Origin of the sequence: Algoriphagus limi, from assembly GCF_024919275.1 — a bacterium.
Taxonomy (GTDB): domain Bacteria; phylum Bacteroidota; class Bacteroidia; order Cytophagales; family Cyclobacteriaceae; genus Algoriphagus; species Algoriphagus limi.
This window is the reverse complement of sequence record NZ_JANWGH010000002.1, coordinates 250,468-274,376: the sequence shown is the minus strand read 5'-3', so window position 1 is coordinate 274,376 and position 23,909 is coordinate 250,468. Positions and strand designations below refer to the sequence as shown.

Genomic DNA, 23,909 nt, shown 5'->3' with positions numbered 1-23,909 from the left:
TGGTTTTATTCTCCTTCCAGCAATTTCTTGTGAATAGCCAAAACCTGAGGGATCAAGAGCATATTGTCCTTGTTTTTGATGACGAAATCGGCTTTCTCATTTTTAATTTCGTCTGGTAACTGCTGATTGATGATGTGGTTTACTTGATCTTCCGTTCGGTGAGGATCACGCATTAAAACCCGGGCCATTCGAACACGTAGTGGAGAACTGACATTAATTACAGCATCCAGTTTTTTCTCCCCCTCTGTCTCAAAAATCAAGGCTGCCTCCTTCAATACATAAGGGCTTTTTTGTTTAGCAGCCCAATTTTTGAAATCCTCGGCTACTGCCGGATGAACCAAACTATTGATTTTTTTAACCTTTTCCGGGTCAGCAAAGACGGTTTTGGCCAAAAATTCCCGATTGAGTGATCCATCTTCCAGATAACTGCTTTCTCCAAATGCATTGATTATTTCCTGCTTTAATGGATTTTGAAGCATGAGGCTTTTGGCTCGGTCATCCGCATAGTAAACTGGGATGCCTAAAATTTCGAAAAGCTGGGCTACAGTGGATTTGCCAGAACCTATGCCTCCTGTAAGACCAATCAGTTTGGGATTAGTTGCCATAGCTCAACTTAAGAGTAGCGGGTTCTACGCGAACTTGATCTAAAAATGGAGGCATAGGATTAACCTGAACAGCAATGGTTGAGTCTTGCCTGTTTCGCTGCGAGTAGTTCAATACCGCTTCAAATTCCAGATCTTTCAATTCATCTGTATAGCGCTCATCCACCAAATAATACATCATGATAGAAGGGTCTTCCTCGACTAGATGGACGGTTCTTGGAAAATTGACTTTCTTAAGCTTCATGCGCTTGTTCCCTTCCAAGAAAGCAACTACATCGATATGGACAGAAATGCTACTTTCTTCGATGGAAATGAATTCTGAAAGTTCTTTCGAAATTTCAATTTTCACATTTTTGGTCAGATCTCGGTCTAGGCGCCTTTCATCCAGATTCACAGGAAATTTCCCATCATAAATTTCCAAAATCGATTCAGCACCCGTCACTGTTATTTCCTTTGGGTCAAATTCTGGTTCTGTCAACATTCGGATGTTTTTTCCCAAACTATAGCTCATTGAGTCCAAGACAGGTCTCATTTTTACAGATCGAATTCTATCAATTTCGATTTTCAAGGTATCATTGGAGAGCGAGAGGATTTGCGTTGGGCTGAGAAATTCTGAAAGCTCCCTTCTCAATTCTGAAGGAATCAAATAATCTCTGGAAGAAGGTTGATCTAGATTTACAATAAATGGTTGGGTATTGAAGTTGAAATACTTTCTCAAAAGATCCCATCCATTCCCATTAATTTCGATCTCAAGGGTAGGAGGTAGCGGTTCGACAGGGATATACCGCTCCTGGTCAAATTGAAATTCAATTGGATAATCGACAATAGTCGTATAGTCGTCCTTGTTCAGGGCGTTTAAAATCCAAAAAGTGGTAGCCGCTGCTACGCAGAGGACTACCACTTTTAGGTTAGAGAGTTTTTTTGGAGAAATCCCCCTAGGGGACTTTTTAGTGTCCGGCAAAATTCAACTTATTTAGAAGTCTTTTTGGAGAAATCTAAAGAGATGGCCGACTTTTCGACCGTGACTTTAAAGCCTCGGTCAAGCTCCAAAACAACCGTATCTCCTTCTACAGAGAATACTTTTCCATGGAGGCCACCTATGGTGACTACGGGATCTCCTTTTTTAATTTCTTCGATAAATTTCTTGGTTTCTTTTTGCTTTTTCTGCTGGGGCCTGATCATGAAGAAATACATGATCAAAATGATGGATCCAAACAGAAAAACCTGACCCATGATACCCGCTCCACCTGCTGGAGCTTGTGCCAAAATGCTTGTTATCATTCGAAATTATCGCTTAACAGGTCCTACAGGTGCTGGTCCTCCTGTTTTAGGAGTTACATTTCCACGCAATCTTAATCTGGTCACAGTAGGATTGGTGTTAGCCTGAATAGTAACAGTAGGTGCCTGCGCTCCAGACTTAGCAGTTGAGTTGAATACTACCTTCACAAAACCAGTCTCACCTGGATTAACAGGAGTTTTGGTCCAGTCAGGGCTAGTACATCCACAAGAAGCAGTAATGTTAGAGATTACCAAAGGAGCTTCGCCATTATTGGTGAAGTTGAATACTCTTTCCACTACCTCACCTTCATTGATGGTGCCGAAGTTGTATTCCATTTCTTCAAATTGGAAGGCACCCAAAGTAGAAGGATCTGCTGCTTGAGTAGTTTGTGCATTAACTGGAGTGATGGAAGAACCTTTTGCCTCCAACTGTGCGATTTTTTCCTCCAATGCTTGGATTTTTTGCTCTTGCTCAGAGCTTTGATTACAAGCTGTAGTAAATGAGAGCGCTGCAAACACTCCCACTAAACCTAGGGTTCTTGCTTTCATATTAGTTGTCTTTATTTATTTGATCGATTAGTTTATTTACGTCTTGAAGAAGGTTTTCAGCCTTGCTTTTTGCTTCGTTGATTACTCGCTTTCCTTCGCTCTTGGCCTCATTCAGGTGAAGTTCTTTTCCTTCTACCAATTCTTCAATAAGGTCTTCCAATTCCTTTTTGTATTTGGAAAGTCTGTAAGAAAGCTTGTCTCTTGTATTGCTGCCGCTGTCCGGGGCAAAAAGAACCCCCAATGCGGTACCAATGCCTGCGCCTACAATGAATGCTAAAAGTGAATTACTGTTCTTGCTCATACTGTTTTTATTTATTGTCTAAAAGCCCTCTACCACTCTTACGGATTTTTCCCTGTTCCGTTAATTCACGAGACATCACATCCAAAAGACCATTTACAAACTGCTTGCTCTTTGGCGTGCTGTAGGTCTTCGAAATATCAATGTACTCGTTGATACTTACCTTCACAGGAATACTTGGGAAAAGCTGCATCTCGGTAATCGCCATGGAGATGATTACCTTATCCGTAAATGCCAATCTATCAATATCCCAATTTTTCGTTTTTTGGGCGATTAATTCCCGGTTTTCCTGATCTTTTTCAATGGTGAAGTTAAAGATATTTTGAAAAAACTCCTTATCCTCTTCCCAGTTCATGGCAATTTCCGGAAGCCCTCCTTCTCCAGATTCTTCTGCCTGTACGGCATTTTTCAAAACCTTGGCAGCCAGACTTCTCACGACGGACTTGTTCTCTGTCCAATTAAGGTCTTTTTCAGAGAAGTAGTTCAAAATCACCTCGTTTTTGAACAAAATCTTTTTCAGAAGGTCTTCCGCAGCTTCCAAGTCTTGCTCCAAACTTGGATTCGAGATCTTCAAATATGCCTGATATTCTTCGGAAGGTTTGATATAATCTCGGAACCATTCCTTGATTTCAAGTTCTACATCATCCAAATTGACATTATTCTTTGCCAAGGCTGCTTGATAGGAAGGTGAATTCCGAAGCTTTTTGAGAACTTGGTTGTTATATAAATTCAGTTCACCTGCGAATTCTACGGAGCTTTCACCTGCTAATTTCCGCTTTTTCTCATGCTCTCGACCCACATGGGCCGCAAAAGCCTGAAGCAGCTCGATAGCCAATAAATAAAGTTGCGGAATACGTTCCGCAGAAGTGACCATATTTTTCAAAAGAAACTCCTGATCTTTTTTATTGGCGTTTCGGTATTGAACGATCGCTTCCTTTACTACCTGCTTGACTTTTGGACTTGCATCCGCAGCATCGATTGCTTTCGTATTGTCCAGATTTTTTTCAAAAATCGACAGCGCCAATTCGGCTTCCCTATTCAGAGCGGCCTTATCCTGAACCTCCATACTATTGAGGTCCGGTTGAAAGGATTCTTTGATAAAATCTCGGGAAAGATTATAGTTGGAAGCTTTACACTGCTCAAAGGCGTAAAGGTTTTGAAAAGCTTTGACCCTGAGGATTCTTCGATTTAACATAATTGTTCAAACAAGCCGTAAATATAGGGATTTTAGGCGGGCTTCCCCCAGCAGATTTTTCATAAAAAAACCACCGGATGCCTGTTCCGGTGGTTCCAAATTTATGGATGTGATTCCTTAAAAAGGAAGTTTAACTCTTCCGATTGCTTCAATCCGCTCTTTGGCAGCTCTGATTGCTGCTTCTTGTGCTGGAATCTCTTCTTTTTCGGATTTTTCCAAGATATGAAGACAGGTATCGTAAATCTTTTCTGTTTGCTTATAAACAGTCTCTTCTTGGTAGTCACCATAATATTCAGCGCCTACATTAATAACACCACCAGCATTGATTAGGAAGTCAGGAGCATAGATAATTCCTTTTTCCAACAAGATTTTACCATGCTTAGCTTCGTCTTTCAACTGGTTGTTGGCTCCTCCTGCGATTACAGCACACTTTAATCGATCAATGGTATCATCATTGATAGTTGCGCCCAAAGCACAAGGGGCATAAATATCCATATCCAAATCGTAAATGCTATTTGGGTCAACGGCTACTGCACCGGTTTCTAAGGCTACTTTCTTCAGCTTATCCTCGAAAATATCTGTGATCAATACTTCAGCATTTTCTTTTACCAAGTGCTGGATGAGATATTTTCCGACCTGACCAACGCCCTGAACGACGATTCTTTTTCCAGAAAGATCATCCGAACCAAAAGCTTTTTGCGCAGCGGCTTTCATCCCTACATACACACCATAGGCAGTAACAGGAGATGGGTCACCTGCTCCCCCTTTGATCTGAGGGAGTCCGGTCACATGTGTGGTCTCCATGGCGATGTACTCCATATCGGCCGTACTCATGTTGACATCTTCAGCAGTGACATAGCGACCGCCAAGGCTTTCTACAAAGCGACCAAATCTTCTTAGGAAGGCTTCACTTTTCAATTTTGGATCTCCAATAATGACCGCCTTTCCCCCTCCTAGATTCAATCCGGCAAGGGCGTTTTTGAAAGTCATACCTCTCGAAAGTCTAAGCACATCCGTAATTGCTTCGGCTTCCGTGGCGTAAGGCCACATGCGGGTACCTCCCAAGGCAGGACCAAGGGTAGTGTTGTGAATTCCGATCAAGGCTTTTAGACCGGTAGCTTGGTCATGGCAAATCACGAGCTGCTCGTGATCCATGGTGGTAATTTGTCCAAAGATGGACCCTTCTTGCAAGGTTTCGGAAGCTTTCGTTTCTAACATGTGAACTTCGCAGTTTAGATTGTGTTATATTTGGGTTGTTCCTTTCCCACGAGAGATAGGCCGATACAAAATTAAATACTTTTATCGGCCAGCAAAGGAATAATTTACCCAAGTTTCCTTAATCAATTTCTAATTTCAAAAGTTTTTATTTGGTGAAGCCGCTCTGGAGACTCAATAAATATTTATACAAATACAAGGGCTTATTGCTTTTGGGTATCTTTTTTACCGTCATTTCGAACATATTCGTAATTATTCCTGCCCAATTGGTGCGATTAGCCATAGATTATGTGGTTGAAAGTTTTTCCATTTTTAAGCCAATTCAGGTAGGTGGAATGGGGGATTTGGCCCAAGAAGTTTTTTTAAAATTCGTCTTAGTCTTCGGTGTTTTAATCCTGATAATGGCCCTTTTACGTGGCTTTTTTCTCTTCCTAATCCGGCAGACTATCATCATCATGTCCCGTCGGGTTGAATATGATTTGAAAAATGAGATTTTCGAAAAGTATCAGAATTTACCGCTGAGTTTCTATCGGAAAAATAGTACCGGTGATTTGATGGCTCGGATTACAGAGGATGTCAGTCGGGTGCGAATGTATTTGGGACCGGCTATCATGTATGGGCTTAATTTGTTGATTTTGTTCCCCTTGGTGATCAGCTATATGGTCATGGTGAATCCTCAATTGACGCTCTATTCCCTACTTCCGCTGCCGGTACTTTCGATCAGTATTTATTTCGTCAATAACCTTATCAATGAACGCTCCGAAAAAATTCAGCGAAGCCTCTCAGGCTTGAGCACCTTTGTTCAAGAAGCTTTCTCTGGAATCCGGGTGTTGAAGGCTTTTGTGAGAGAAAAGGATAGTGTCCGGGACTTTGCCACAGCGAGTGAGGATTACAAGGATAAATCCATTCGGCTGACCAAGGTCAATGCCTTATTTTTTCCATTGATCATGGCATTAGTCGGGATTTCTACCATTCTGACGGTTTATATTGGTGGTCTTCAGGTGATCAATGGTGAAATTGGCTATGGAGTCATTGCAGAATTTATTCTCTATGTCAACATGCTTACCTGGCCGGTTACTTCTTTAGGTTGGGTTACTAGTATTGTACAGCGCGCTGCGGCTTCTCAGACTCGAATCAATGAGTTTTTGGATGAGAAAAATGATATCCAAAGTGCCAAGGATTTAGAGGTGCCTATTCATGGAAAAATCACTGTCCGCGAGGTTACCTTTATTTATCCTGATTCCGGAGTAAAAGCCTTGGATCATGTAAGCTTTGAAATTCAAGCAGGGCAGACGCTTGGTATTATCGGAACAACTGGCTCCGGAAAATCCACTATTGCCAATCTTCTTATGCGTATGTATGACCCGACTTCAGGAGAAATTTTGATAGACGATAAACCGATTCAGGATTTTAATATTTCATTCCTCCGAAAAAACATAGGATATGTTCCTCAGGATGTCTTCCTATTTTCGGACACCATTGCGAATAATATCTCCTTTGGAGTGGATCAGCCTAATGATGAGCTGATTCAGCAAGCGGCTCGGGATGCGGATGTTTACCAGAATATTGTGGACTTTCCGAAAGGCTTTGACACCATGTTGGGAGAACGCGGCATTACACTTTCCGGAGGTCAAAAACAGCGTGTTTCTATTGCAAGAGCCATAGCCAAAGAACCGCAAATCCTGATTTTGGATGACTGTCTTTCAGCAGTAGATACCAAGACCGAAAATTCCATTCTCAATGCGCTTAAAAAGATCATGAAAGATCGGACTTCAGTAATTATTTCCCACCGGGTCTCTTCAGCCAAGCTAGCCGATCATATCATTGTATTGGATGATGGAAAGGTGATCGAGCATGGAAACCATCAAACCCTGATGGACCAAAAAGGAACCTATGCAGAGCTGTATGAAAAACAAACTCAGGCAGGAGAATCTGTAGAGACAGAACTGGAATAAGCGATTGATTTCCTGTATTTAAGGATAATTTTTTCTAACTTATTGTTCTCAACCAACGAATATTTTTAGCTATGGAAAAGGAAAAAAAAGGTATACAGGAAATCGAGAAAACCCTTCAGGAAATCGGTCATAAAATCGAAGAACTGATTCAAAAAGGTGCCGATGCCAGCGCCGATGTGAAAGAGGAAATCGAAAAGAAGATCGCAGCTTTAAAGGAAAATAAAACCACCTTGGAAGAAGAGCTGCGAAAGGGAAAAGCCTTACTGGAGAAGGAATTCAAAGAAAAAAGGGAGGAATATGAGCCCCGAATTCAAGAGTCTAAGGGATTTCTCAAAGAAGGCTTGAAGCAATTTGGAATGGCATTTAAAACGCTCTTCTCTGGAAAATGAGTTCTTTTTCAAATGAAAATGGCCGGTTGAAAGACCGGCCATTTTTTTATCGTTCGCTGAGTGCATTACATCGATCATAGGATGGATCGATGTCTATAAACACATCTTCTTTGGCTGTGACAAACCACACGCCAAGCAGCTCATCTTCTTTCTTTCGTAAGGCTGCAGCCTTCATTTTCTCATAGTCATCGTTCAGATTTGCCCGGTGAGCAGGATACCTTGCCTGATAGTATAATATTCGCAGCTTGGTTCCTTCACGTGGATCTTCAAATCGGATAGGTTTGGTGATAGACCCGACTTCCATACTATCAATGGTAAAATAAAGTACCGGGTCTTCTAAAGTCCGCAGGGTTAAGCGATTGGAGCTAGTTCCTGGGTCAGTAAAGAAACCGCCATTATCGGAAGTGGCTCGATCTTCTGAATAATCTTTTGCTGCTTTGGCAAATTCAATGTTCCCCTCCAAGATTTCTGTTCGCAAGCTGTCCAAATATCGTTCTGTTCGTTGGATATCTTCCTCGCTTGCTTGAGGGATGCGAAGAATGTGACGGGTATTGTAAGTGTTTCCACGAATTTCGAGAAGCTGAATCATGTGGAACCCAAATTGAGTTTCTACCGGGTCACTGATTTCACCTTGACGAAGCCCCAAGGCCGTAGCCTCGTATTCTGGTGCTAATTGCCCTCTACCAAAAAAGCCTAAATCACCGCCTTGAGCAGCAGAGCCAGGGTCCTCAGAATATTGTCTTGCGAGAGAGGCAAAATCAGCTTTTCCAGCCAAAATATCCTCTTTAAACTTTAATAGCTGATCGTAGATTTCCTGTTTAGTCCTTTCGTTGACTTCTGGCTTTCTTACAATTTGACCTACTGTCACTTCTGCCGAAAAGAAGGGTAAGGAATCGGTAGGAATACTCTCGAAAAAGGCTTTTACCTCAGCCGGAGAAACGGTTACTCCCTCGGTGATTTTATCCCGCATTCGCTGAACGATCAATTGCTCCTGTATAGCGTCGTACATTTCGGATTTCAACTGATCCGCCGTCTTACCGTACATCTGCAAAATCAGGTTTTCGTCGCCACCGATTTGTTGGAGTACCATTTGGAAGCGGTTTTCTGTTTGCAATTCCACTTCCGCATCGGTTACTACCACGGAGTCGATTTCTGCTTTTGCAAGCATTAGCTTATTGATTACCAAAGACTCAAACACCTCGCATCGTGTTGGTGGAGTTATCCCCTGTTGGGATTGGGCAATGGCTTCAATAAAGGTGCGCTGAACATCAGATTCCAAAATGATGTTGTTGTCGACTTTTGCTACAATTTTGTCCAATACCTGGCCGGTAGTCACGGTCTCTTCTTGGGCCATGGCTGATTGGAAAATAAAGACAAAACTGATTGCTACTAGAATTTGGTTTAGTTTACTCATTGTAGGTATGAAAAGGCTAAGCCAGGGTGATTATTGATTCAAAGCGATAAATGCTTCTTCTTTGACTTCTTCGTTGATTTCTACAGGATATTTTTCCCGTAGTGTTTGGATTAATTTTTCGTCCAAATATTCCTGATAGTCTCGAATAACGAGGCCTCGAGTTTCTTCAAACTTTTTAGGACCTGCTGGATAGGAATCGCCTAAGAGAACTAAATGCAGATGTCCATCAATTTCCACTTCCTGATATTTCTGATTCATATCCACTTGGGAAAGAACAGGATTACTAGGAATCTCCAATGTTCCTGATTGGACTTGAAAGGCAAGTGGAGCATTTTCCTCAAACTTACTCTTGAATTCATTGGCCAATTCATTGGAATAGCTTTGATCTCTGAGGAGATTGCGTGCTTCGTTAAGTTGGTTCATATCCAATACCTTGACGATAAGTGCCTCAGTTCGATTTTTCCATTGATATTGATTCAAGTTATTTTTAAAATATTCAATTTGACCCAATGAATCCTGAATACCTTTTTGCCAAACCTCTTGGTTCATCAAAGAAAATAATAAGATTCCGTCACGATATTCTTTGAGGAGCATTTGATACTCGAGGTTATTGGATGCCAAATCTTTCTCTTCCAGATCTGCTAGGACGAAAGAAGCGAAGCGGTCATACCAAAGGTCAAAATTTTGCCCATTTGAGCTCAATCTCTGTTCTTGATCCTCGATAAATTTCAAGAAATCATCTACTTGATAGCTGTTTGATCCTGCTTCAAATAGAAATTCTGATCCCCAATCATTAGTCTCGATTACACCTTTGAAATTGGGGGCGGAAATTGGATTGAGCGCTTGTTCTAATCTTCCCACCAACTCTTCATTTTCCTTAAATCCATAGCGGGATTTTTGGATGGCCAATTCCTGAGAATGAATCATAGAAGAGCGAGAGTCTCGAAGAATTCTGGAGCGAATCATAGGCTCAAGTTCCTCAAAGGAATCCAAAGGCTTTTTGCCTTCCAATCGAAGGATATGATAACCATAGCGGGTTTTGACCGGAGGAGAAACCTCACCTTCCTCAGAAAGAGAAAAAGCCGCCATTTCAAATTCCGGAATCATATTACCCACAGAAAACCAAGGTAGTAGACCGCCTTTTTGACTGGTGCCAGGATCCTCAGAATAGTTCTTTACGATATCTTCCCACAAGGTTGTGGGTTTTTGAATTTCAGTGTAGATATCCGAGATTTTTCTTCTTGCACGGTCCTCGGATAAGGTGTCGGACTCATCTACTCTTACCAAAATGTGAGAAACCTGTACTTGGCCGGGATTAGGTCGACGATCCTGTACCTGAATAATATGGTAGCCAAAGCTTGTTAACACCGGATCTGATACTTGACCTGTTTGCAACATGTAAGCGGCATCCTCAAAAGGCTGAACCATCTGAAGTGCAGAAAAATATCCTAAATCACCACGGTTGGTTTGTGCTGAGGGATCTTCGGAGTATTCCACTGCCAAATCATTGATCGAAGCTCCATTTTGTATATCCTCTTTAAGCTTCAGCGCCATTTTCAAAACGGCGATGGAATCATCTGAACTTGCATTGGGTGGAAACCGAAGCAAAATATGACTGGCTCGAATGATTTCTTGCATTCTGGAGTAGGCTTTTCGCAATTCTCCTTCTTCCAGAGAATTTTTAATCAAATAGGGAGCCTTTAGTTGATCCTTGAATGAATCAAATTCTCGCTGGAATTCAGTGGTTTGATGAAGTCCTTGAGCTTCAGCTTCCGCTACTTTCAATTTGTAATTGATGAAAAGCTCCAAATTGTCTTCGAATTCCTCTCTGGAAAGTGCAGCTGAAGTACCTTCCGAATTCATACCTTTTCCAACTAAATAGATGAATTCGTTTAGTGTAACTTCCTGGTTTCCTACCGTCAATAAAGGCTTTTTCTGACCCATAACGGGCTGAATAGCAGCCCCGATCAGAGTAAAAGCAACCAATAGGTTAAAGGTAAGGGCCGAAAAAGATCGGTAGATCATGAATTGTTGTGCTTTCTATTTCACTGCAATGTTACAAAAATATGAGGATTTTGGGTGAAATGCCCGAGCTTCCAGGTATTTAACAAGAATTAGGAGCCAAAAAATTTAATCAGCCGGCAGGTATTGGTCCCACCTTGAGATTCAAATTCAATTTCATCCATAATTTTTTTCACCAAAATCAGCCCTAAACCACCCTTTCTCTTTTCTGAAATCACTGTTTTGAGGTCCGGAGCTTTATAGTCCAACAGATTAAACGCCTTTCCTTTATCCTTTATTTCAAAAATCAGACGGCCATCTTCCTGTCTCAGGTTCAACAAAATATGATCGCTTCCATTACAGTGATGAGAATGGATAATCAGATTGGCACATACTTCCTCAACAGCCAAGGTGACCTGATGCTTATCTTTTTCAGAAAGCATAATCTGAGAAAGATTCTTGTCTAGAAACTTCCTCAGCTCCGACAGGGCAGTAGTTTGGCAGATTAGCTGTATTGTATGCTCCATGATTTATTAGGCGTTCAAGGCAGCTTCTTTTTCAGGGAAAATAGGAATCAATTGATCCAGTCCTAGAATTTGAAATACTTCCAAAACGCGGGGACTCAGAGAAAAGATTTTCAGGGTGATTCCTTGCTCCTGAAAATCCTCCAAATAGGACATAAATACACCCAATCCGGCAGAGGAAATGTAATCAATTGCAGAACCGTCCACGAGTATGGATTTTGCTCCTTTTTCTGCTAAGCTTCGAATCGATTCATCCAATTGCACCGAGTTACTAGCGTCTATTTCACCTTTCGGCTGTAAAATGTAATGTTGGTTTTCCTGTTGGGTTTCTATGGAAAGCATAATTTTTAATTAATTGAATTTGACTACCAAAAGTGAATAATCATCATCGATCAATCCGTCTCCCCCCACGAAATCATGGAGTGTGTCGATCAGTTTGGTTTGAATCTCTTTGGGTGAAAGATGATGATTGATTTCTACTAGGGCTCGGATTCTTTCAAATCCAAATTGTTGGGATTTTTGATTTTTAGCCTCAACAATTCCATCAGTGAAAAGAACCAGAATATCCCCTGAATGGTATGTAAACTCTTTTTCCTCAACGTGTTTTTCGTACTGCATGTTTCTTAAAATTCCCAATCCCAAACCACCGATTCCGAGGTATTCGGCATTTTGGTTTCCGGATCGGTAAAAAAGCGTAGGAACATGCCCCGCCCGGGCATGACACACCTGATGGTTGAGCGTGTCAATGATAAAAATAGATGCAGTTATAAAGTGATTTCGTTCAAGACAGCGACTTAGAGCTGCATTTGAGCGAATCAAAAATTCTTTGGGACTAAGGTTAAGTTGAATCAAACTCTGGAAGACTCCTTTCATTTGAGCCATGTGAAAAGCAGCAGAGGTTCCTTTTCCAGATACATCTCCGATAATTAATGCATAGCGATGCTGATCCAATTGAAATGTATCATAATAATCACCTCCTACCTCATCGGCTGCATTGGAGTAAGCGCAAATTTCAAAGCTCTGATTGTGCTCCAGATTATTAGGTAATAGGGCTTTTTGAACCCGTTGTGCAATTTTCAATTCCTCTTGATAGCGCTCGTTTTGAATGGCTTGATTCAAGAGTCGATGATTTTCAACAGAAATGCTTGCTTGCCGGGCAAATGTCTCAATGATGGAAACCATTTCTTTATTAAAGCCATCTTTGAGTTCCTTGCAAAGTACCATTCGTCCGATGACAGATTTATTGATAACCAATGGTACTAGAAGTAGGGAGCCGAATTTGGGATGGGAAATTTTTAAAGCAAGTGGATTCAATAAATCCGCTTTGGATTCCTTAGCCCAATTTTGTGCTACCGAATTGGATTCGATCAATTGCGAAAGTTCCTCTTTCTCTTTTTCTTCAATCCATCTGGTCTGAATAATGGTTTGATTTCGGTCGGTTTGGTACATTTCCAGCCATGCCCCGTCCGCAAAGGAGGCGCTCATACAAGAGTCCATCAGGATGTCCAGAACTTTTTCTTCATCCTCATCCGGCTGAATGGATTGACTCAGACGCTGAAAGTTGATGGCTTCGGTAAGTTTTTGCTCAAAAACTGAAGATGTTGGCAAATTGAAAAGGGTCACCAAAAAACTAAACAGCGCATAGATCAAGATGAAGACATATAAGGAAATCAGAAACAGATTATCCAGTAAGTTGATAGGATAGGTCTGTTGTGCACTGGAATAGGCATTTGTCTGAAGGAATAGGTATACCGAACAAACAATGATGATGGCCAAAAAGAGAAGAGATTTCCACTTTTCTTTGAATGTCAGGTAAGGAATCCATTTCAGATTTACTGAAAGAAAACCTCCCAATACGGTCAAAATAACAAAACCAAAAATGAAGCTATAGCCGAAGGTGTCTTGGCTGAAAAAGACAAAAAACATCGCAATCAGCAGCCCGATTTCGTAGGTTTTCCATTGCTGTACAACTTGCTTGGTTTTTTGATAGAGGATAAGTTTTTTCCAAAGTAAGGTGGTAGACACCAAGAAAATCGAAATCAAAGCAAAATGCACATGGTAGAAAAAGTTTCGAAGAAACGGTTCCTGTCCCAGTTTGCTGTCTCCAAGAAATTCATAGAAAATCTGAATAACCAAGAATGCCGCCGATGCAAAAATACCTGTAGATGCGGCTCTCCATAAAAGGTTGAGAAATTCGTTTTGGGCATTTTTTTGAAGATTGTAATTATAAAAGGAGTAGACAGTTAAGAAGAATAGAATCTCTAAAACCCAAGTGAATTCAGGTACGATTCCAGAATTCAGGTTGTTGATCACCCCAAAAAGTCGGACCAAATCCACAAATAGTAGGGCCAGCCATACCAAAATGGACAGCAATAGACTCAGTCTTCCGATATGTATGGTGGGAAGTTTGATCATGGATTATATATCCCAATATTACTCAAAGGGATTGGAAAAATCGGGAGCTGACCCATTTTGCTAACTTTTTGAATGTTAAAAAATTTTAATCCGAAAGGATTTTATTTACAGGCAAACCAAATCTGTCACCACATCCTTACCAAACCGATCTTCGATAAGTTGGAGGATTTTGCTTTTGTTCATCTGAATTTCCCGTTTGATAGGGCCCGAGGTAAGCTTGACAAATAGTTTTTTGTCCTTAATAAACACCGATTGCGTCCGATCTGCAATGGTTTTTCCAACCAAATCTCCCCATTCATGGATGAGCGATTTTTCACGGAACTTTCCTTCCAGGCGATAAGCCTTCAGTAATTCCTGAAAAGCTTCCTCTAATGGAGCTGCTTCTTTTTTACGTTCAGAAAATGAGGCCATAGGTTAGTAAAATAAAGCTTGGGCAATGCTATCCGCTAGTAGCATTCCTGATTTAGTCAAAGATAGGTTTTTCTTTTCCCTTTGTATCCATCCTGCTTGTTCAAATTCCTGGATCTTGGAGGATTTTTCTTCCAAAAGATTCTTTTCGAAATTTTTCTGAAGGAGCTCCAAGTCTATTCCCCATTTGGTTCGAAGAGCTGTAAGCAAATACTCATTTAAGCGATCAACTTCCTCCAAGGGGTCAGATATCAAGGGAAGGGAATCCTGTAATAAGGCTTTGATATACTTGGGGTTATGGCTAGGATTTAGATAGCGTTGCTCCCCATCAAAAGAGTGTGCTCCTGGCCCCAAGCCCAAATACGAATGCCCTTTCCAGTATAATGAATTGTGTAGAGATTCCTGTCCGGGCTGAGCAAAATTGGAAATTTCATATTGAATATATCCGGCTTTCTCTGAAAGCTCCTGAAGGATTTCAAATTGTTCTGCAACAAAATCTTCATCTGCAGGATTGAATTTCCCTTTTTGGGTCCAATTGCCTAATGCAGTCCCTTCTTCAACGGTCAAAGCATAGCAGGAAAGGTGTCCTGGATTTTGTGATAGGGCGGTTTTCAAGTCTTGAATCCAAAGCGAATGGTCTTGATGAGGAAACCCGTAAATTAAATCCATGGAGAATTTTTTGAAGCCTTCAGCCCTGGCTATTTCAATGGCTTTTAGAGATTCATTTGAATTATGGGCCCGATTGTAGAATTGAAGAATTTCATCTTGGAAACTTTGAATTCCCAAACTGAGCCGGTCAATCCCTAGTTTTTTCCATTCAGCTAATTTTTTTGGACTGAGGTCATCAGGGTTTGCTTCTAGGGTGACTTCCTGAAGGTCCAATTTGTAGTTCGCGTGTATGACCGATAAAATTTCTTCTAACCATTCAGGATTTGCAAGAGATGGAGTCCCTCCCCCAAAATATATGGTAGATATAGTTTCTCCCCTCAAAAAGTCCTTGCGCAAGACTGCTTCCCGAGCGATTAGGGAAGTCATGTTTTGAAATTGGCTGGTATTCGTGCTGAAATGAAAATCGCAATAATGACAAGCCTGCTTGCAAAAAGGGATATGAATATAAATTCCAGCCAATTTGAATTCTTTAATTTGCAAATATAAGTATTAGCCTTTCGTCCGTGTTCCAAAAGTTCCTTTCGGTCTTTTTTCTGTTTTTTATTTTGAGCAATTCTGCCTTCTCACAGCATAGCTATTGGCTAGGTTGGAGAGACAGCATAGATCGGGATACTTCAGGTAAATGGAAGGTTTTTGAAGATTCGTTACAGCGGAATTTCTATCTCGATTCTTTGGTGCAAAAAGCTTGGGAGGAAGGATATTTAGGCGCCGCAGTTGACCGTTTGGAAGAGCAAGGAGATTCCCTCTTGGTAAAATTCTATCAAGGCCCGAAGATTGAACAAATCCACCTAAAACAGGGGAATCTGTCGGAAGATTTGGTAATGATTCCTTCTGATCCCCTGAGTTTCACGGAAGTTAACCAAATCTTTATCGATGTCCTGGAAAAAGCTGAGAATACAGGTTTTCCTTTTGCTTATGTCCGTTTGGATAGTTTAGAACGAGTAGAAGAAGGATTAAGAGCAAATTTAAAGCTCAATCTAGGCCCACAAATTAGCTGGGATACGCTTCAAATTGAAGGCAACTCAGTGACCAAGGGAAATTATCTTCAACGATTATCAAGATTGGAAATTGGGACTCCTTTTTCTCAAAAGGAGCTCGAGCAAGCCACAAAACGAATAGGAAGAAGTCCTTATTTCCGATTAGCGAGTCCTCCTCAAATTAATTTTCGCTTACAAAAAGCAAGTCCGGTTTTTCAATTAAGCGACCGAAACTCGAATGTGCTGGATGGGATTTTAGGGGTTTTGCCCAATGAAAATCAGCCCGGTAAAGTCCTGATTACTGGTCAATTGGATTTGGAATTATATCACTTAGGCGGCAAGGGTAGGGATGTGTCTGTTCATTGGCAGCGATTTAATGAATTGACACAGCGGTTGGAATTGGAAGTAAAAGAGTCGTTTGTTTTCGGTTCGGGATTGGATGTGTCTGGTGAATTCAGCTTGCTTAAGCAGGATACGAGTTTTATCAATCGAAGGATAGGAGTCCATTTTGGCTATCAATCGAAAGGTCCCCTTTATTTTGATTTTTTCCTGAGAAGGCAGGCAGGTGACTTAATTTCAACTACAGCATACTCTGAGGTAACAGAACTTCCGGAAACAGCAGATTTTCGATGGTCTGAATATGGGTTACATGTAACTTTAGATCTTTTGGATGATGTGATTGCGCCAAGGAAAGGAGCAAAAATAGAATTGGGTCTATCAGCAGGGAATAAGGAAATTTTACAAAACACAGGAATTCCCGAAGAGGCTTATCAAGGTTTGGATCTTCGAACACCTCAATATTCCATTGCCGGCAAGGTTGAAAAGCATTTCTATCTCAAAAGGAATTGGGGAATCTATTGGGGTGCAGCTGCAGGGCTGATTCGAAATGAAAATTTGCTTCAAAATGATTTGTACCGGCTCGGAGGCTTACAGAGCATCCGTGGGTTTAATGAAAATTTCTTCTTTGCAAGGGACTATTTTTACATGAACTTGGAACCAAGGCTATTTTTTGGAGAAAATTCCTTTCTCTTTCTTTTTTCTGACCTAGGCTTATTGGAAAACCCGTATTTTGCGGACTCGATTGAGCAGGCTTTCTCTTTTGGTTCCGGGATTAGTTTTGAGACGGATTCTGGTGTTTTTCGATTTGTGTATGCTGTTGGAAAAACCAAGGAACAGCCACTTTCACTACAATTTTCGAAAATCCATTTTGGATATTTAGTTCGGTTTTGATTTATGAAGTTTAGGTTTTCAGTTTTACTTCTTCTTCTTTTTTTCAGTTCGGGATTGATGCTTCTTCGAGCCCAAGTCCTAGAGGATATGACCGATGCATGGAAGCGAGAGGAGGTCAAAAACTGGTTTTCTTCATCCAATCGTCTCGATCAATGGGTGGATTTGGAGCAGTTTCCCGAGGCTTATTTGGTGATGGAAGTGCCTCAACAAACCTTGGTTTTTGAAGGGGAAAGACTTTGGTTTTTTTCAAAAAGCGACACTTTTTTGGTTCGTCAAGTCAAGGATTTAAGGCAGGAATTTGGAAAGGATTCCATTCAGTTGACTTATTTCAAGAAGCGATTGGGAAGTGTCCGTCCTATGCTTCAAAAGACCGTGAAAGCTCAAAATCTAGAATTATCTAGCGAGGGAGAAGCACAAAATGAGTCGAGTTCAAGTCAGGTTTTTTCCCGACAAGAGGTTCGAGATTTCTTCTTGATCGCTTTTTTGATTGCCTTATTTCTAATGGCTGGGTATAGGCAAGTCTATCCTTATATTTTCTTTTCGATTTTGAGTCCTAGAGGATTGGTCACGGATGAGGATTTCTCAGAAAGCGGAAGCCTTCAAAAGTTTTTCTCTCTGGATATTTTACTCTTCGTCTTTTTGGTGAATATTTTAACTTCTCTAGGTGCAGTTATGGGCCTGATTTTCTTCCAACAGGACTTTCTTTTGGAATGGGGGATAAATTCTTCAGATCGCCTATTGGGATTTTGGATCGTTGGCGCCGTTGCTTTATTGCTGCTTACCATTCTAAAATTTATAGGGATTCGAATTACTGCCACCCTGTTTGATTTGACGAGATTAGAGTTCCCTCATTTTTTCTATCTCTTAAGGTTAATTGTCTGGTCTAATTTATTATTCATACTGGTCGGATTCGTCTATTTGATGAATGCTTATTACGAGCTTGAAATATTCCTTTCACTATCCTATGAGGTGTTTTTTTGGATGTATTTGCTAGGGATAGGATTTTTGTTCTTGACAATGATGAATCGCCTGTCTTTTAAGAAATATCATTTATTTACTTACCTTTGCATCGCAGAATTGGTGCCTTTTCTCATCTTGGTTAAGGGTATCATGGTTTTCGGACAATACTAAAAGTAAAACGCATTATTCAAGCATGACTGCATCGACAAAGGACAGGCTCAGACCCGTTAAAAGTATTCTTGTCTCCCAGCCAAAACCAGCTAACGAAAATTCCCCTTACTTTCAATTAGCGGAGAAATATAACCTGAAAGTGGACTTCAGACAGTTTATCGAAGTTCAGCCAGTTTCTCCCAAGGATTTTCGAAAGCAAAAGATCGATATCCTAAAGCATACTGCTGTGATTTTCACCAGTAGAAATGCGATCGATCACTTTTTTAATATTTGCAAGGAGTTCAAGATCGAGATGCCTCCTGACATGAAATACTTCTGTATTTCTGATCAGACTGCTCATTATCTTCAGAAGTACATTGTAATCCGAAAAAGAAAGCTTTTTGTGGGTACAAAGACTGCTCAGGATCTTTTTGACTATTTCAAAAAGCATAAGAATGAAAAGTATTTGTTCCCATGCTCTGATATTCGAAAGGATGATATTCCAGAATATTTAGAAAAGAACAATATAGATTTTACTGAAGCAATTATTTATCATACTGTTGCTGCTGATCTCTCTGATTTGGCAGACGTTAAATATGATATTTTGGCTTTTTTCAGTCCTTCAGGTATCAAATCCTTGAAAGTTAATTTCCCGGATTTTGTGCAGGGGCCCACAAGAATCGCTGCTTTTGGTCCTACAACAGCAGAGGCTGTACGTGAACAAGGCTTGATTTTGGATATCGAAGCACCTCTGCCAAACGCCCCAAGTATGACGGGTGCTTTGGAGCTTTATATAAAAAAGGCCAATAATTTGTAAGAATAGAAATCAAAATCAGTGGTTTTTCAGTTAAAATCCTTACAATAGTCCTTTAATCTGTAAAAGCCACTTTGGTTATGATTTTGAGCTTACGCTGGAAATATATTTTTGCTTTTGCGATTTCGATCAATTTGCTGTTTATCGGCGAGGTCTTTTCCCAGCAGGATGCGCAGTTTACTCAATACATGTTTAATGGCATGTATTATAATCCTGCGTTTGCTGGAAAAGAAGGTGGATATCGCTTTTCTGCTTTGCATCGTTCCCAGTGGTTTAATTATGCGACCTCTACAGGTGGAGGTGGAGCACCAGTAACGCAGCTATTGACTGCACAAGGCAGATTAGAAGGTAAAAATATTGGCTATGGACTTACCCTAGTCAATGATCAGATTGGTGCAACAGGCAATTTGGAGATTAATCTTCAGGGTGCCTATCATAAGCAAATTAACCGAACCACACTTAGCTTTGGGGCTTATGTGGGGATGTTTTCCAGTTCTTTAGATTACGGCGAATTAATTGTGGTCAACCCCGAACCCAATCTGCCGACCTCAGGGAAGGAGAATTCTATGAATATCAACTTTGGGGCAGGTCTTTTGGTTGATAGGGGTAATTATTATGTAGGCTTAAGTAGCAGACATATTAATAGACCAAGTTTTGATTTTGGAGATGGAGGAATCTCGAATCCTTTAGAAAATCATTCCTATCTTTTGTTTGGATATAGGTTCAGACCAGTGGGGCAATTTCGAGTGGAGCCAAGTTTTCTCTTAAAATCTGTCTCCTTTAATAATTTTTCCTTTGATCTCAGCGTTATTGGTACCTACCAAAACCGGATTACTGGTGGATTGGCTTTTCGGGGAGAGGAATCTCTTTCAGTCATTTTCGGATATTCGCTTTTGCCAGACAATTCCTTGACCTTAGGTTATGCATTTGACTTGGTCATCAGCGGTCTTGAAGCAAAGTCTCCGACCAGTCATGAGCTCCTCTTACGATATAATCTATCAGGAGTAACTCGGGAGGTACAGCGGGTGATTCAGCGGACCCCGAGGTTTAGGTTTTAGACTTTAGTTTTAAAATTTCAGCGCAAAAGAATAATAATTTATTGATTTTAAAGTTGGCAGGTTATTTGCATAAATGTCAAAAATTCCGCTAAATTTCGCTGAATGAGAAGATTTTAAACTGGAAAATCATTTGATGATATAAAAAATGTCATTTATGTATAATAAAATTAACCTACGCTTAGCGAGCATAACTTTAGGTCTTGCGATCGCTACAATTCTTCCGGGTTGTGGACTTTTTAGTAAGAAAGGTTCAGCCAGTGAAAAGTTGAACAGAAGAGGCGAAGTGACTGGTGTTCCTAAGCGGGCTCAGTGGCAGCAAAATCTCCCTTACGATATGGTGCCTGTGAAGGCCGGTACTTTTTGGATGGGACAGTCTGATGAGGACATCGCTTTTTCTCAATCATCCATGAACAAACAGATTACTGTATCTGAATTTTTTATGGATAAATATGAGGTCTCTAATAATAAGTATCGACAGTTTTTGGAGTCGGTAAAAAATGGAGAACTCACTTATGGTACTCCAACCACCTTAAAAGAAGAACCTCAATTTAATTTAGAAGAGTTGAAGCCGGATACCACAGTGTGGTCAACGAGCTTTACTTTCCATTATGGTGATCCATTAATGGAATTCTATTTTGATCATCCGGCATTTGATGATTATCCGGTTGTGGGTATTACTTGGGATCAAGCCAAGCAGTACTGCGAATGGAGAACATATTATATGAATGCCAACGATGAATTCGAATTTGACCTTCCAAGTTTCCGACTACCAACTGAAGCAGAATGGGAATACGCAGCAAAAGGAGGAAAAGATGTCGCTAAATATCCTTGGGGTGGTCCTTATTTGAAGAACAAGAGAGGTTGCTTGATGGCAAATTTTAAACCTGGTAGAGGTAATTACATTGATGATGGATTTGCCTATACAGCTCCTGTAGACGTATTCGCTCCAAATGGCTTTGGTCTGCATAATATGTCTGGAAATGTCGCTGAGTGGGTAATGGATGCTTATTCTCCTACTTCAAGAACTCTAACTTGGGACTTGGATCCAGTATATGATGTGGAAACTGAGCCACGCAAAGTAATCCGTGGAGGTAGCTGGAAAGATATTGCACACTATCTAGAAACTTCTACTAGAACTTATGAATACCAAGATGTAGCTCAAGCGCACATTGGATTCCGTACCGTGATGACCTTTATCGGAAGATCTGGTTCCATGGACGTAAAATCAAATAAGCGTAGAAGACGATAAGAAAAACTCAATCCTTTTTAATAAAAAACCAAACACCTTAATTCTAACAACAAAAATGGCTAGCAACAGCAACTTCTTTTATTCCAACGTCATGCCGAAGATCTATGGTATCGGCGCGGCTGTCGTAATTCTCGGTGCGATGTTCAAAATTTTGGACTGGCAAGGTGCTAACTGGATGATCGGTATCGGTTTGAGTACTGAGGCCGTAATCTTCTTCCTATCAGCTTTTGAGCCTAGACCTCAAGAAGTAGATTGGACGAAAGTATATCCTGAGCTAGCCGGAGGTGAGGGAGCAGGTAGAGCAGCAAGAACCAAAGCAGCTGCTTCTGATGGTGTAACTCAAAAATTGGACGATATGCTTTCTAAAGCGAAAGTTGGTCCAGAACTAATTGAAAGTTTGGGCAAGGGAATGCAAAACCTAGCTTCCTCTGCTGAAAAAATGGGCAACCTAGCAGATGCTGCTGTTGCTACTAATGAATATGCTACAAACGTAAAATCCGCAGCCAAGACATTGGTTGATATGAATGCTTCCTATGGAAAGACTGCAGCAGCTCTTACTGAAATGTCCGCAGCTTCTCAAGATGCTAAAGAATATCACAACCAAGTAAAGGCGGTAACTCAAAATCTTTCTGCTCTTAATGCAGTCTATGAATTGGAATTGCAAGATGCTAATAGTCATGTGAAGGCTTTGAACAAGTTCTACTCCAATATGACTACTGCTATGGAGGGCATTACTGCAGCAGGTAAGGAAACCGAAGCATTCAAAAATGAACTAGCGAAATTGAATGCTAACGTAAGCTCCCTAAATAAAATCTATGGTGGTATGCTTTCAGCTATGAAAGGGTAATCAATTCCATTCATCCAAACTGACAAACCAAACCAATGGCAGGAGTAAAAGAGACACCTAGACAGCGGATGATCGGGATGATGTACCTGGTATTGACGGCCTTGTTGGCCCTCCAGGTAAGTAATCAGATCCTCCAGAAATTTATCCTCATCAATGATGGGATGGAGCGAACCTCCCGCAATTACATTTTAGACAATCAAAATGCGGTTAGTTCGATCGAATATACTGTAGAGCAGCAGGGGAATAATGAACGAGACGTTCCTAAAGTTGCTGCGGCTCAGCAAATTCGTGCAGCTTCCAAAGAGATTTATGATTATTTGGAAGTTCTTAAAAGAGACTTGATAGAGCAATCCAATGCGAAAAATGAAGAAGGAAACTTCGTCAATGCCGCATTGAAAAATACAGAAGTTGCCGGTAACATGTTTGTAAACTCCGGTAAAGGCGAAGAATTGAAAGAAACTTTGAATGCTTATCCAACAAAAGTTGAAGAGATTCTTTCAAGTGTAGGAATTACAGATTTGAAATTTGAGCGAATTGCCTTAGATGCTTCTGAAATTCCACTTTTTGCAAATAACAATGAGGTAAATGGAAAAAGCTTTGTTGCTCTGAATTTTGTAAAGTCTCCAGTTGGTGCTGTAATAGCTTTGCTGTCTCAGTATCAAAATGAAGTGTTAAATATTGAAAGTGAAGCTCTTACAAACATTGCAAATACTATCGGTTCTTTCTATTTCAAAGCTGATATTACTGAAGCTCAGATTTCTGCTGTTTCCAATATCGTAGCGGCAGGTACTAAGTTTGAAGCAACCATGTTTATTGCTTCTTCTTCTTCCTCTTCTCGTCCTTCTATGTCTTTAGACGGTCGCCAAATCGAAGTTGACGAAAAAGGATTCGGTAGAATTGAATTTACCGCTACTCCTGCTTCTGAATATGATGATAGAGGATTGGCAAGAAGAGTACTTCAAGGTGAAATCATTACCAATATTGGTGGTGAAGATCAAGTTCTACCAGTTGAATACGAATATTTTGTTGCCCAGCCAGTTGTGAAGGTTTCTTCAGAAGTGGTTCAGCAGTTGTATGCAGATTGTGCCAACGAACTCCTAATTGAAGTTCCAGCACTTGGTAATACCTATGCTCCTGAATTCAATGTAAGTAATGGTCAGGCTATCAAAGGAAACTCTCCTGGTCAAGTGACTATTATTCCAGGCGCAACCGGTAAAGTTACAATCGGTGTAAGTTCAGGTGGAAATAAAATTGATGACGTAACGTTTGATATTAAGCCTGTTCCAGCTCCATCACTTGTTCCTACCATGTCTAATGGAACTCCAGTTGATATCGCACAAGCTCAGGCTATCGGTTCATTGACTGGTTTGCAATTGCAAGCAGTTCCAGAACCAACATTCGGTAGAACAATGGCTAAAGACGCAAACTTTGAAGTAACTGGAGGTGAACTTCGATTGCTTCGAAATGAGGTTCCTAGACAGACTGTACGAATTACTTCTGGAAACAACCTTGCTATGCGTCAATTGCTTGAAAGTGCCCGACCTGGGGACGATATCGTGATCGAAGTAAACCAAGTAACACGGACCAACTTTAGAGGGAATAAAATCCCGTCTGAGTTGAGACAGATTATTCGTATCGCGATCAAATAATTAGCGTCGAAAAGTTTAAAGATTATGAAAAAGATCCTTCAATATTCCTTCGTTATCATCTTG

23 protein-coding genes are annotated in these 23,909 nt (G+C 40.7%); 9 read left to right on the top strand and 14 right to left on the bottom strand.

What is annotated here, in order from left to right; genetic code table 11:
• Positions 1–5: 5 nt before the first annotated feature.
• The 7 genes from coaE to NY014_RS09500 form a co-directional block, all read right to left on the bottom strand.
• On the bottom strand, positions 6–605 hold the full coding sequence (gene coaE / locus NY014_RS09530) for a dephospho-CoA kinase (RefSeq protein ID WP_259414364.1): 600 nt from the start codon (positions 603–605) through the stop codon (positions 6–8).
• Positions 595–1,503, bottom strand: coding sequence for a YbbR-like domain-containing protein (locus NY014_RS09525; RefSeq protein WP_259414363.1), 909 nt, complete (start codon positions 1,501–1,503; stop codon positions 595–597). Before NY014_RS09525 ends, coaE begins: the two co-directional genes overlap by 11 nt.
• Positions 1,504–1,571: 68 nt before the next feature.
• Complete coding sequence (gene yajC / locus NY014_RS09520; RefSeq protein ID WP_259414362.1) at positions 1,572–1,883, bottom strand: preprotein translocase subunit YajC; 312 nt, start codon at positions 1,881–1,883, stop codon at positions 1,572–1,574.
• A gap of 6 nt (positions 1,884–1,889) precedes the next feature.
• A complete protein-coding gene (locus tag NY014_RS09515; protein WP_259414361.1) occupies positions 1,890–2,429 on the bottom strand; it encodes a DUF1573 domain-containing protein in 540 nt (179 codons plus the stop codon).
• Between the two features lies 1 nt (position 2,430).
• Positions 2,431–2,730 (bottom strand): YtxH domain-containing protein, encoded by a 300-nt coding sequence (locus NY014_RS09510; protein ID WP_135072712.1) that lies wholly within the window; start codon positions 2,728–2,730, stop codon positions 2,431–2,433.
• 7 nt (positions 2,731–2,737) lie between these two features.
• Positions 2,738–3,922 carry a transcription antitermination factor NusB gene (gene nusB / locus NY014_RS09505; protein WP_259414360.1) on the bottom strand — a complete coding sequence of 395 codons (1,185 nt, stop codon included), beginning with the start codon at positions 3,920–3,922 and terminating at the stop codon, positions 2,738–2,740.
• Positions 3,923–4,039: 117 nt separating this feature from the next.
• Positions 4,040–5,140, bottom strand: a complete 1,101-nt coding sequence (locus NY014_RS09500; RefSeq protein WP_290427035.1) for a Glu/Leu/Phe/Val dehydrogenase dimerization domain-containing protein — start codon at positions 5,138–5,140, stop codon at positions 4,040–4,042.
• A 152-nt stretch (positions 5,141–5,292) separates the two neighbouring features.
• Here NY014_RS09500 and NY014_RS09495 point away from each other — a divergent pair, with 152 nt between their 5' ends.
• Entirely contained in the window at positions 5,293–7,092 is a 1,800-nt protein-coding gene (locus tag NY014_RS09495) for an ABC transporter ATP-binding protein (protein WP_259414874.1), read from the top strand.
• Between the two features lie 71 nt (positions 7,093–7,163).
• On the top strand, positions 7,164–7,481 hold the full coding sequence (locus NY014_RS09490; RefSeq protein WP_259414359.1) for a hypothetical protein: 318 nt from the start codon (positions 7,164–7,166) through the stop codon (positions 7,479–7,481).
• 46 nt (positions 7,482–7,527) lie between these two features.
• Here NY014_RS09490 and NY014_RS09485 read toward each other — a convergent pair whose 3' ends face one another.
• The 7 genes from NY014_RS09485 to hemW all read right to left on the bottom strand — a co-directional run bounded on the left by NY014_RS09485 (position 7,528) and on the right by hemW (position 15,371).
• Positions 7,528–8,895: a peptidylprolyl isomerase gene (locus NY014_RS09485; RefSeq protein ID WP_435520618.1), complete on the bottom strand. Its 1,368-nt coding sequence runs from the start codon at positions 8,893–8,895 to the stop codon at positions 7,528–7,530.
• Between the two features lie 30 nt (positions 8,896–8,925).
• Positions 8,926–10,920, bottom strand: a complete 1,995-nt coding sequence (locus NY014_RS09480; RefSeq protein ID WP_259414358.1) for a peptidylprolyl isomerase — start codon at positions 10,918–10,920, stop codon at positions 8,926–8,928.
• Positions 10,921–11,009: 89 nt separating this feature from the next.
• Positions 11,010–11,423, bottom strand: a complete 414-nt coding sequence (locus NY014_RS09475; RefSeq protein ID WP_259414357.1) for an ATP-binding protein — start codon at positions 11,421–11,423, stop codon at positions 11,010–11,012.
• A 6-nt stretch (positions 11,424–11,429) separates the two neighbouring features.
• Complete coding sequence (locus NY014_RS09470) at positions 11,430–11,762, bottom strand: STAS domain-containing protein (RefSeq protein WP_259414356.1); 333 nt, start codon at positions 11,760–11,762, stop codon at positions 11,430–11,432.
• A gap of 9 nt (positions 11,763–11,771) precedes the next feature.
• Complete coding sequence (locus tag NY014_RS09465) at positions 11,772–13,835, bottom strand: SpoIIE family protein phosphatase (protein ID WP_259414355.1); 2,064 nt, start codon at positions 13,833–13,835, stop codon at positions 11,772–11,774.
• A 105-nt stretch (positions 13,836–13,940) separates the two neighbouring features.
• Positions 13,941–14,246 carry a DciA family protein gene (locus NY014_RS09460; protein WP_259414354.1) on the bottom strand — a complete coding sequence of 102 codons (306 nt, stop codon included), beginning with the start codon at positions 14,244–14,246 and terminating at the stop codon, positions 13,941–13,943.
• Positions 14,247–14,249: 3 nt separating this feature from the next.
• Positions 14,250–15,371, bottom strand: coding sequence for a radical SAM family heme chaperone HemW (gene hemW / locus NY014_RS09455; RefSeq protein ID WP_259414353.1), 1,122 nt, complete (start codon positions 15,369–15,371; stop codon positions 14,250–14,252).
• Between the two features lie 86 nt (positions 15,372–15,457).
• On the opposite strand from hemW, the gene NY014_RS09450 reads away from it, so the two are divergent.
• The 7 genes from NY014_RS09450 to porM all read left to right on the top strand — a co-directional run bounded on the left by NY014_RS09450 (position 15,458) and on the right by porM (position 23,846).
• Positions 15,458–17,119 (top strand): BamA/TamA family outer membrane protein, encoded by a 1,662-nt coding sequence (locus NY014_RS09450; protein ID WP_259414352.1) that lies wholly within the window; start codon positions 15,458–15,460, stop codon positions 17,117–17,119.
• Positions 17,120–17,176: 57 nt separating this feature from the next.
• Positions 17,177–18,250, top strand: coding sequence for a DUF4271 domain-containing protein (locus tag NY014_RS09445; RefSeq protein WP_259414351.1), 1,074 nt, complete (start codon positions 17,177–17,179; stop codon positions 18,248–18,250).
• 22 nt (positions 18,251–18,272) lie between these two features.
• Positions 18,273–19,046: a uroporphyrinogen-III synthase gene (locus NY014_RS09440; protein ID WP_135072726.1), complete on the top strand. Its 774-nt coding sequence runs from the start codon at positions 18,273–18,275 to the stop codon at positions 19,044–19,046.
• 77 nt (positions 19,047–19,123) lie between these two features.
• Entirely contained in the window at positions 19,124–20,101 is a 978-nt protein-coding gene (locus NY014_RS09435) for a PorP/SprF family type IX secretion system membrane protein (RefSeq protein WP_259414350.1), read from the top strand.
• Between the two features lie 154 nt (positions 20,102–20,255).
• Positions 20,256–21,350: a T9SS ring complex lipoprotein PorK/GldK gene (gene porK, locus NY014_RS09430; RefSeq protein WP_259414349.1), complete on the top strand. Its 1,095-nt coding sequence runs from the start codon at positions 20,256–20,258 to the stop codon at positions 21,348–21,350.
• A 55-nt stretch (positions 21,351–21,405) separates the two neighbouring features.
• Positions 21,406–22,197: a type IX secretion system motor protein PorL/GldL gene (gene porL / locus NY014_RS09425; RefSeq protein WP_259414348.1), complete on the top strand. Its 792-nt coding sequence runs from the start codon at positions 21,406–21,408 to the stop codon at positions 22,195–22,197.
• Positions 22,198–22,232: 35 nt separating this feature from the next.
• A complete protein-coding gene (gene porM, locus NY014_RS09420; protein ID WP_259414347.1) occupies positions 22,233–23,846 on the top strand; it encodes a type IX secretion system motor protein PorM/GldM in 1,614 nt (537 codons plus the stop codon).
• The last annotated feature ends 63 nt before the right edge of the window (positions 23,847–23,909 follow it).

Coding starts and splice junctions, on each gene's coding strand:
- NY014_RS09500 (WP_290427035.1), bottom strand. CDS start 5,140: ATGTTAGAAACGAAAGCTTCCGAAACCTTGCAAGAAGGGTCCATCTTT.
- NY014_RS09445 (WP_259414351.1), top strand. CDS start 17,177: ATGCTTCTTCGAGCCCAAGTCCTAGAGGATATGACCGATGCATGGAAG.
- NY014_RS09440 (WP_135072726.1), top strand. CDS start 18,273: ATGACTGCATCGACAAAGGACAGGCTCAGACCCGTTAAAAGTATTCTT.
- NY014_RS09475 (WP_259414357.1), bottom strand. CDS start 11,423: ATGGAGCATACAATACAGCTAATCTGCCAAACTACTGCCCTGTCGGAG.
- porM (WP_259414347.1), top strand. CDS start 22,233: ATGGCAGGAGTAAAAGAGACACCTAGACAGCGGATGATCGGGATGATG.
- NY014_RS09515 (WP_259414361.1), bottom strand. CDS start 2,429: ATGAAAGCAAGAACCCTAGGTTTAGTGGGAGTGTTTGCAGCGCTCTCA.
- coaE (WP_259414364.1), bottom strand. CDS start 605: ATGGCAACTAATCCCAAACTGATTGGTCTTACAGGAGGCATAGGTTCT.
- NY014_RS09435 (WP_259414350.1), top strand. CDS start 19,124: ATGATTTTGAGCTTACGCTGGAAATATATTTTTGCTTTTGCGATTTCG.
- NY014_RS09490 (WP_259414359.1), top strand. CDS start 7,164: ATGGAAAAGGAAAAAAAAGGTATACAGGAAATCGAGAAAACCCTTCAG.
- porK (WP_259414349.1), top strand. CDS start 20,256: ATGTATAATAAAATTAACCTACGCTTAGCGAGCATAACTTTAGGTCTT.
- NY014_RS09460 (WP_259414354.1), bottom strand. CDS start 14,246: ATGGCCTCATTTTCTGAACGTAAAAAAGAAGCAGCTCCATTAGAGGAA.
- NY014_RS09485 (WP_435520618.1), bottom strand. CDS start 8,895: ATGAGTAAACTAAACCAAATTCTAGTAGCAATCAGTTTTGTCTTTATT.
- yajC (WP_259414362.1), bottom strand. CDS start 1,883: ATGATAACAAGCATTTTGGCACAAGCTCCAGCAGGTGGAGCGGGTATC.
- NY014_RS09465 (WP_259414355.1), bottom strand. CDS start 13,835: ATGATCAAACTTCCCACCATACATATCGGAAGACTGAGTCTATTGCTG.
- porL (WP_259414348.1), top strand. CDS start 21,406: ATGGCTAGCAACAGCAACTTCTTTTATTCCAACGTCATGCCGAAGATC.
- NY014_RS09510 (WP_135072712.1), bottom strand. CDS start 2,730: ATGAGCAAGAACAGTAATTCACTTTTAGCATTCATTGTAGGCGCAGGC.
- nusB (WP_259414360.1), bottom strand. CDS start 3,922: ATGTTAAATCGAAGAATCCTCAGGGTCAAAGCTTTTCAAAACCTTTAC.
- NY014_RS09470 (WP_259414356.1), bottom strand. CDS start 11,762: ATGCTTTCCATAGAAACCCAACAGGAAAACCAACATTACATTTTACAG.
- NY014_RS09480 (WP_259414358.1), bottom strand. CDS start 10,920: ATGATCTACCGATCTTTTTCGGCCCTTACCTTTAACCTATTGGTTGCT.